Here is a 9,143-nt window from a genome sequence, read left to right as displayed (position 1 = left end):
ATACTAACCCTTACTATTATTCAATCAATAAACAGCAACAAAAATACAAATATTAATTACTTAAAAATTAATATTAACTAAATGCACTACGGGTTATCAATATCATATTTTTAAGAAGAAATCGCTTCAAAATATTCTTTTTCGATTTGTTCTCTAAAATCTGGATGTGCAATTTCAGCCATTGATTTTACACGTTGTCGAATATTTTTTCCGAATAAATTTGCAACACCATATTCCGTTACAATATAATTTATATGTGCTTTTGTCGTCACAATTCCCGCACCTTGTTTTAGGAAAGGTACTATTTTATTTGCACCTTTTGCTGTTGTTGACGTTAATGCAATGATCGATTTTCCACCTTTACTTAAAGATGATCCGTATATAAAATCAACTTGTCCTCCAACACCAGAAAATATTCGCGAACCAATTGAATCTGCACTTACTTGTCCCGTAACATCTACCTCAATAGCCGAATTAATCGAAACCATTCTATTGTTCTGACTAATCTTCGCAGGATCATTTGTAAAAGAAGCGTCGCGCATTTCTACGCCAGGATTATCATCAATGAAATCATATAACAATTGTGAACCATGCGCTAAAGTCGAAACAATTTTACCTTTTAATAATTTTTTGTTTTCGCCTGTAATCACGCCAAATTTAACCAATGGAACAATTCCATCTGAAAATAATTCGGTATGAATTCCTAAACCTTTATGATTCTTCAAATTATTCAAAACTGCATTTGGAATAGAACCAATACCTAATTGTAAACAATTTTTATCTTCAATTAATTCAGCAATATAATTCCCAATTTTAGCTTCTTCAACTATAATATTTCCATTATCCAAGATATCTAACGGTTGATGATGTTCTACTAAATACGTGATAGTCGAAATATGTAAAATTCCGTCACCAAATGTGCGTGGCATATATTTGTTCACTTGCGCAATAACCACACGAGAAGTCTCAATTGCCGCTCTAATATTCTCCACAGAAGTCCCTAAAGAACAATAACCATGAGAATCTGGCTCAGAAATCTGAATTAAAACAACATCAACATTCAATTCAGTTCGAATCACTTTTCCCATTTCGCTAAAGAAAATCGGTAAATACGAACCGAACCATTTCCTTCTTTTATCATGTGACGCACATTAGCGCCAAAAAAAAGAATTGACAAAAAATGAGTCTTTATTAACAGGATTTGCATATTCTGCATTTCCACTTGTATGAATATGACAAAACTCTACATCTCTCAATTCATGCGCTCCTTCGATAATTCTGTTACCAAAAATGTAGGCGTAGCCGCAGCTGCATGAACGTAAACACGATCGCCAGATTTGATTTCTTTTACAGCTTCTGTTGCAGAAGTATATTTCAATAATCGTGCAAAATAAAGGCTTTGATGCTTTATAATAAACGATATTTTTCATCAAAATCTAATCAAATTTTATTCCTAATAATTGGAATTGTAGTTTGCGTTTTTCTTGATAAAATTATTCATCAAAAAAGTCGATAGAACGGCGATAATTATAAAAAAATAATCTTCTGCGAGCTTCTAAATCATTGACACGAATCGACGAAACATCATCAATCTGAAAATACAAAGAGCCTTCGTCCGTTCCTTCCGAACCAATACATTTCAACTCAAAATCATCTTCAGTTAAATTTCGAATAAAACCTGCAAAACGACTATTATTGTTTAATTGAATACGTGATACATATTCGGTTTGATCATTTATTTCGCCTAAAATTTGACGAACCCAATTTTCTTCTGCTGTTGCATTAAATGTAATTGGATTTTCTTGATCCAAATCGGTGTGATGTTCTTTCAAATAATTAAGACATTTGCAGTAATCATCAACATCTATTCGACTAATTTTAAAATAAGGTTCGATTAAAATTCCATCTTTTTTACCATATTTCGAAATGTGTTGCATTGTAAAAAATTCGTCATTAAAATCTAAAATATATCCAGCCCAAAAATTGTCTCCTTCGGGATCATTGTAAACGGCAATAATTGATTGATTTTCTTTTGAGTGTTGTAATATTTTATAGAAGTTAGAATTCATATTTCTTTGAGTTAAAAAGTCAAATTACGAATCTTTATGGATAAAAAAAAAGGTTCTTGATTAGTTCAAAAACCTTTTCTTTCTATTAATTTGCTTTTCGGAATATCGAAGCTTCATAACTTAATGATTGCCAATCTCCTTTTTGCAGATTATCTAATTTTATTTTTTTGTAGATATTTTCTTCTCCCGCAACAGTTACCGTGAATTGTGTACGATCTAAAATATTTTTTTCTGAAATTGTATAATTAATATCAAATTTCTTTTTTGTCAATTTCTCTACAATTGGTTTTAAATAAGCTATAGCAGCTTCAGAATTTTTGAATTGTTCGTTTTGTGGAAATTGTACATCAAAATATCCTTCGTATGTAAAATCTGGTTCTGTAATAATTAAATTATAAGGATCCGCAAACAAGGCTGGACGCTGTTTTTGGTATTCTTTTTCAGTTTTATATTGACGTTTTTCTTCTTTATAAATCAACGGATATTTATCAGCAAGAACAGCTAATTTATCGGCATCATAAGAATACGGAATTCCGTCATGGAAAACATTGTAAAACGCAGGATTCACCAACCATTGATCGACAATTTTCTTATCTTTTACCATATAAATCATCACTCCATTTTCTTGCGCTTGAAAAGTAGACGATTGATATCCATACTCCAAAATTGGTTTTCCTAATTGTATAGCCGCAGCATTTTCTAACATAAAATTAAACTTCTCATAAGCCTTTGTTTCATCGCTTAAAGGAGCCATTCCATATACTTTTGTCGAAGCATCTACATTTTTATCATTAATCATAGAGGTTACTTGCGCTGTTGCAAAATTTGCAAGAACAACAGTGGCTGTAAGTAAAATTTGTTTTATCATGTATTGTATATCTTTATTTTAAAATGTGTTCCAAATTTATTGATAAATTTCGATAGTTATCTTACCTGATTGTGTAATACTTCCGCGATACATTCCGGCAGTGTTAAAAGGAAAACTTGCTTGACCATTTTTATCTAAAATAATCATTCCGCCATCGCCTCCTAAATCACCAATTTTCTTAATAACTTCTTCACCAGCTTTTTTCGAAGAAAGTTTTTTGTAATTCATCAAAGCCGCAACATCATATGCCGCAACAGCTTTAATAAAATATTCGCCCCAACCTGTACTCGAAACACCAACTTCGCTATTTGCATAGGTTCCAGCTCCGATAATTGGCGAATCACCAACACGACCAAAACGTTTATTTGTCATTCCGCCAGTCGAAGTTCCTGCCGAGATATGACCTTTATTGTCCAAAGCAACTGCGCCAACTGTACCAAATTTTTCATCAACAAAATTGAATGGAACATACGCTTGTGTTTTAGCATCGTGGTCTAATTCCATTTTTTCTTTGTCTTTTTCCAAAACTTTTTGAAGAGAATTCCAGCGTTCCTCAGTTTTAAAATAACTTGGATCAACAATTTCTAAACCTCTAGTTTGAGCAAATTCTTCTGCTCCTTTTCCAACCATCATCACATGAGCAGAATTTTGTAAAACAGCTTTTGCTGCTAAAATTGGATTTTTAATCCTTGTAACTCCAGCCACAGCACCAGCTTGCATTGTATTTCCAATCATCAACGAAGCGTCTAATTCATTTTTACCTTCATGCGTAAAAACCGCTCCTTTTCCTGCATTAAACAAAGGTGAATTTTCCATTACTTTTATGGCTTCTATCACTGCATTTTCACTTTCGCCACCCTGTTTGATGACTTCATAACCTTTTGTCAAAGATTCAGCTAAAGCATCTCGGTACGCTTTTTCCTTTTCGGGTGTCATATTTTTTTTCAGAATTGTACCAGCACCACCATGAATTACCAAAACAACTTTGTCTTGTTTCGTTTGTGCATATGTAGAGATTGTCAAAACTGATAAGATTAAACCGACTATTTTTTTCATGTGTAAAATTTTATTCAACGTCTAAAAATAGAAAAGTTTATAGAAATTAACTATTTTTAGCATTGAATTTGATAACGAAATATCAACAACTGTTAATAAACAAATAAATTACCTATGAACTCTAATAAACACTATCTTTCTAACAATGTCTTGTTACAGTTAGCATTTATTGCAATAATACTTTTAGTTTTTGGATTAATTACCAAAAATCTTTTAGCATTTTTCCCTGGATTTCTCGGTGCTTTGTGTTTGTATGTTTTGCTTTTAAATCCTTTGCAATGGCTAGTAAAAGTAAAAAAATGGAACAAATTAGCAAGTGTAATTATCTTAATGATTAGTAGCGCGATTTTGATTATTGGACCTCTTTATTTATTAATTCAAATGTTAACGAATAAAGTAATGGTACTATTAAATGACACAGCTCAAATTAAAACAGATGTCAATAAAATTATTCAAATGTTGCAAACCAAATTTCATATCGATGTGTTTAGTGCAACAAACATTGAAAAAATAACACAAGTTGGAGGTAAATTATTAGAAAAAACACTGAATGCTTCAATGGATATGACAGTTCAGTTGGGGGTTGCGTTCCTTATTTTGTATTTTATGTTGATGAATCATCAAAAACTTGAAAATTGGTTTTACAGAACTATTCCGCTTAAAACAAGTAATTTAGTGAAGATGAACAAAGATTTGAAAGATTTGGTCATTTCTAATGCAGTAGGTATGCCGTTAACAGCCTTTCTACAAGCAATTATTGCCTACATTGGATATCTTATTTTCGGAGTTGATGATGCCTTTACATGGTTTATTCTAACAATTTTTGCGGCGATGTTGCCAGTAGTTGGAGCAGCATTAATTTATGTTCCTTTAGCATTATTTCTATTAGCAAAAGGTGATTCAGGGCAAGCGATCGGATTATTGATTTATTGTTTTGTTATTGTTGGATTATCAGACAATTTGATTCGTTTAGTTTTACAGAAAAAAATGGCGGATGTTCATCCATTAATTACTATTTTTGGGGTAATCGTTGGTTTAAATCTATTCGGATTTATCGGAATTATATTTGGACCTATCTTATTTTCAGTATTCTTTTGGTTAGTCAAATTGTACAAATACGAATTTATTGATCCAAATCCTGAAGATTAATTATTATTAAAAACCAATTAAAAATGAGTATAGAAAACTTTAAATTCTTTAAACCTTTAGAACCACGTTGGAGTGATTTTGATCCAATTGGTCATGTAAATAATGTATTTTATTTCGAATATTTCCAGATCGGTAGAGCCTATTATATGATGGCTTCGAGTAAAAAATGGCAATGGACGCGACACATGTTTGTTATTGCGCATATGGAAGCGAGTTATCAAAAAGAATTACGTCCAAATGTGATAGAGCCCCGTATTGGTGTACGAGTTACAAAATTAGGAAATAAGAGTTTCGATTTTGAATATATTGTCACAAGTAAAAGCGAAAATGGCGAAGATGTTATTCATTGTATCGGAAAAAGTACACAAGTAATGTACGATATGGAAGAGAAAAAATCGATGGAATTGCCAGATTGGGTAAAAAATGATTTTAAGAATTACGAAGGTAATCTTTAGAAAATAATACTAAAAAATTCAACAGTAGTTAAGTCTTTTCGTTAGATAATGATTAGATTTAACTACTTTTTCTTTTTAAACTCGTTGCGTTATGAAAAATTTGTTTTTAATGCGTCATGCAAAAAGTAAATGGAACGAAAATGTTTCAGATCAATTTCGTTCTATCACAGAGATTGGTGAATTCAAAACGAATAAAGTAGCAAATTATATTCATCAAAATTTTGAATTGAAATTTGATCAAATATTTTCTAGCAAAGCAGTTCGAGCAAAAGAAACTTCTCTACTTGTCAAACCTATTTTATTTCCTAATCAAACCATTCATATCGAAGATGATTTGTATACTTTTTCGCATTATTTATTAGACAAATGGATTAGAAATTTGGATAATGAATTGCAAAATGTTCTTATTTTTGGACATAATCCTGCGTTTACAGATATTACCAATCAGTTAGGAAATGAAATGATTTACAATCTTTCGACTTCTGGATTTGTCTGGATACAGTTTGATTCTGATAATTGGAAATCGATTCAAAAAGGAAAAACCATAAAAATAATTTTACCTAAAGAAATTAAATGAAAAAATATATAAACCGCGAAATCAGCTGGCTTTCTTTCAATGCGCGCGTGTTGCAAGAGGCTTCTGACGAAACAGTTCCGTTGTTAGAACGAATTCGTTTTTTAGGAATTTATTCGAACAATTTAGATGAATTTTATTCGGTTCGATATTCTACAATTTTGCGCTCGATACAGTTCAAAGATGTAGAAATTGTTTATCAAAATATTGTACCAGATCAAACGGACGAAGAATTAATTGATGAAATCAATGAAATTGTGCGTCAACAACGAGTCCAGTACGATGATTTACATAATCAATTATTCAAAGAATTAGAGAATCACAATATTTTTGTGATAGATGATACATCAATTCCTGAGAATTATTTAGAATTTATTTCCGAATATTTTTACAACGAATTTATTCATACGGTTGGAGTTTTTATTTTAGATGATATTAAAAAAGCGCCTCCTTTACGCGATGGATCGTTCTATTTAGCCGTTAAAATGCAATTAAAAGACAAAGTTCAATATGCACTTTTGATTGTTCCAACGCATTTATTTTCGCGTTTTATTGTGCTTCCAAAGTATGATCAAAATACGTATGTCATGTATTTGGAAGATATTATTCGTTTTCATTTGAAAGATATTTTCAAAATGTTTGATTTCGAAACAATTGAAGCACATTCCATCAAAATTACACGAGATAGCGAACTTGATTTTGATAACGATTTAGAACATAGTTTATTAGAAAAAGTCATCAATAGTTTAGAAAATCGTAAAAAAGGTGTTCCTGTCCGATTAGTTTATGATGCTGAAATTGCACCAGATACGTTGAAATTTTTCTTGAAAAAATTACGATTAGACGAATATGATAGTATCAATCCGGGTGGAAAATATCACAACAAACGAGATTTGATGAGCTTTCCAAGTTTTGACATTCCAAATTTAACGTACGAAAAAATAAAGCCAATTATTCAGAAAAAACCTTTTGAATATAACAGTTATTTTCAGGCTTTTACTGAAAATGAGGAAATGATGATGGCGCCTTATCATGATTATTCTTTGTTGTTAAAATTTCTTCGTGAAGCTGCAATTGACCCTAAAGTAACCAAAATAAAAATTACTATTTATCGTGTTGCAAAAGATTCACAAGTGATGCATTCTTTGATAAACGCAGCTATGAACGGAAAAGAAGTAACTGCTGTTTTGGAACTTCGTGCGCGATTTGATGAATCCAATAATGCGATGTGGTCGAAAAAATTGCAAGAAGCTGGTGTGAATGTTATTTTTGGGGTTCCGGGGTTGAAAGTACATTCGAAAATTGGTTATATCGAACGTAAACCAGAAGGAATGTTGGCACAGAAATATGTGTTTATTAGTACAGGAAATTTTCATGCAGGAACAGCAAAAATTTATACAGATTATACATATTTCACAACTAATCCTGGAATAACAAAGGATGTTGAACAGATTTTTAAATTTTTTGGAGCTAATTATTTGAACTTAACGTACAATCATTTATTGGTTTCACCTTATGGAACGCGTAAAAAAATTGTCAAGATGATTAAACGAGAAATCAAAAATCATCAAGCTGGTTTACCTGCGGAAATCAACATGAAACTAAACAGTTTAAGCGATAAACAAATTATTGATTTATTTTACAAAGCTTCTCAAAAAGGAGTAAAAGTTCGTTTGGTTGTGCGTGGAATCAATTGTTTGATTCCTGGTGTTAAAAGTCTTTCCGAAAATATTGAATGTGTGAGCGTTATTGATAAATTTTTGGAACATCCACGTGTGTATTGGTTTAAGAATGCAGGCGATGACAAAGTTTATATTTCCTCTGCAGATATGATGGAACGTAATTTGGATAATCGTGTGGAAGTAGCGTGTCCGATTTACGATCATAAATTCAAAAAAATAGTTATGGATACGTTTAATTTGAGTTTTGAAGATAATGTAAAAGGTCGCTTAATAACGGCTGAATCTTCTTTGGAATACAAGCGAAACAATAAAAAACCAAACCGCTCTCAGTTTACAACCTACGAATATTTTAAAAAATTAAACGAACAAGAAAATGAAGATTAGAAAATTAGGAGCAATAGATATTGGATCTAACGCCATGCGATTGTTGATTAATTATGTTTACGAAGAAGAAGGTCGTACGCCAATTTTTAATAAAACTAGTATTGTGAGAATGCCTATTCGTTTGGGACACGACGTTTTTATTGATGGACAAATTTCTGAAACAAATATCAATCGTATCTGTGATGCTATGTTGTCTTATGCATTGATGATGAAGGTTTATGATATTGAAATCTATAAAGCTTATGCAACTTCTGCTATGCGAGAAGCAAAAAACGGAAAAGATGTTGTAAAAAAAGTGATTAAAAAATCTGGAATTAACATCGAGATTATAGATGGAAAAACTGAAGCTGAATTACTTTTTAATACGGAATTAGGTGATTTTATACAAGACAAAAAAATCTATTTGTATGTAGATGTTGGTGGTGGTAGTACCGAATTAACGTTATTAAAAGATAATAAGGTTTTTACGTCAAAATCTTTTGAAGTAGGAACTGTACGTTTGTTAGAAAATAAAGTTTCTCCAAATACTTTTAACGAAATGAAAGAATGGATTCATGAAAACATTGGTCATGACGAAGTAGAATTAATTGGTTCTGGAGGAAACATCAACCATGTGTACAAATATTCTGGTGTAAAACTAGGAATGCCTTTGAGTAGTGTTTATGTGAAAAAACATTATCAAATTCTACAAACAATGACTGCGGAACAGCGTATGCAGAATTTCAATATGAAACCCGATCGCGCTGATGTAGTGGTTTATGCATTAGAAATTTATAATAATGTACTAAAATGGTCGCATGCGAAGAAAATTCATGTTCCGAAAATTGGACTTTCGGACGGAATTATTCGAAAAGTATATAAAGATTTAGAAAAATAAACGATGAGGTCAGATTAGTCTGGCCTTTT

General features: G+C 31.5%; 8 protein-coding genes and 1 pseudogene. 5 read left to right on the top strand and 4 right to left on the bottom strand.

Features of this window, described 5'->3' with window-relative positions; genetic code table 11:
• Positions 1 to 110 precede the first annotated feature (110 nt).
• The 4 genes and pseudogenes from B4G36_RS03755 to B4G36_RS03740 all read right to left on the bottom strand — a co-directional run bounded on the left by B4G36_RS03755 (position 111) and on the right by B4G36_RS03740 (position 3,993).
• Positions 111 to 1,378, bottom strand: a pseudogene (locus B4G36_RS03755) (acetyl-CoA hydrolase/transferase family protein).
• Between the two features lie 115 nt (positions 1,379 to 1,493).
• Complete coding sequence (locus tag B4G36_RS03750; RefSeq protein WP_125348839.1) at positions 1,494 to 2,069, bottom strand: hypothetical protein; 576 nt, start codon at positions 2,067 to 2,069, stop codon at positions 1,494 to 1,496.
• Positions 2,070 to 2,154: 85 nt separating this feature from the next.
• Positions 2,155 to 2,937, bottom strand: coding sequence for a hypothetical protein (locus B4G36_RS03745; protein ID WP_291062111.1), 783 nt, complete (start codon positions 2,935 to 2,937; stop codon positions 2,155 to 2,157).
• A gap of 36 nt (positions 2,938 to 2,973) precedes the next feature.
• Positions 2,974 to 3,993: an isoaspartyl peptidase/L-asparaginase family protein gene (locus B4G36_RS03740; protein ID WP_291062109.1), complete on the bottom strand. Its 1,020-nt coding sequence runs from the start codon at positions 3,991 to 3,993 to the stop codon at positions 2,974 to 2,976.
• A 114-nt stretch (positions 3,994 to 4,107) separates the two neighbouring features.
• Here B4G36_RS03740 and B4G36_RS03735 point away from each other — a divergent pair, with 114 nt between their 5' ends.
• The 5 genes from B4G36_RS03735 to B4G36_RS03715 all read left to right on the top strand — a co-directional run bounded on the left by B4G36_RS03735 (position 4,108) and on the right by B4G36_RS03715 (position 9,114).
• Positions 4,108 to 5,142, top strand: a complete 1,035-nt coding sequence (locus tag B4G36_RS03735; RefSeq protein ID WP_291062107.1) for an AI-2E family transporter — start codon at positions 4,108 to 4,110, stop codon at positions 5,140 to 5,142.
• Between the two features lie 23 nt (positions 5,143 to 5,165).
• A complete protein-coding gene (locus tag B4G36_RS03730; RefSeq protein WP_286495950.1) occupies positions 5,166 to 5,597 on the top strand; it encodes an acyl-CoA thioesterase in 432 nt (143 codons plus the stop codon).
• Between the two features lie 91 nt (positions 5,598 to 5,688).
• A complete protein-coding gene (locus B4G36_RS03725; RefSeq protein ID WP_291062105.1) occupies positions 5,689 to 6,174 on the top strand; it encodes a SixA phosphatase family protein in 486 nt (161 codons plus the stop codon).
• Positions 6,171 to 8,237 carry a polyphosphate kinase 1 gene (gene ppk1 / locus B4G36_RS03720; RefSeq protein ID WP_291062103.1) on the top strand — a complete coding sequence of 689 codons (2,067 nt, stop codon included), beginning with the start codon at positions 6,171 to 6,173 and terminating at the stop codon, positions 8,235 to 8,237. Before B4G36_RS03725 ends, ppk1 begins: the two co-directional genes overlap by 4 nt.
• Positions 8,227 to 9,114 (top strand): Ppx/GppA phosphatase family protein, encoded by an 888-nt coding sequence (locus B4G36_RS03715; RefSeq protein WP_291062101.1) that lies wholly within the window; start codon positions 8,227 to 8,229, stop codon positions 9,112 to 9,114. Before ppk1 ends, B4G36_RS03715 begins: the two co-directional genes overlap by 11 nt.
• The last annotated feature ends 29 nt before the right edge of the window (positions 9,115 to 9,143 follow it).

The organism is Empedobacter sp. UBA3239, assembly GCF_002362875.1.
GTDB lineage: Bacteria > Bacteroidota > Bacteroidia > Flavobacteriales > Weeksellaceae > Empedobacter > Empedobacter falsenii_B.
Note: the sequence above shows the minus strand (reverse complement) of the source record. Positions and strands in the feature narration are given on the sequence as shown.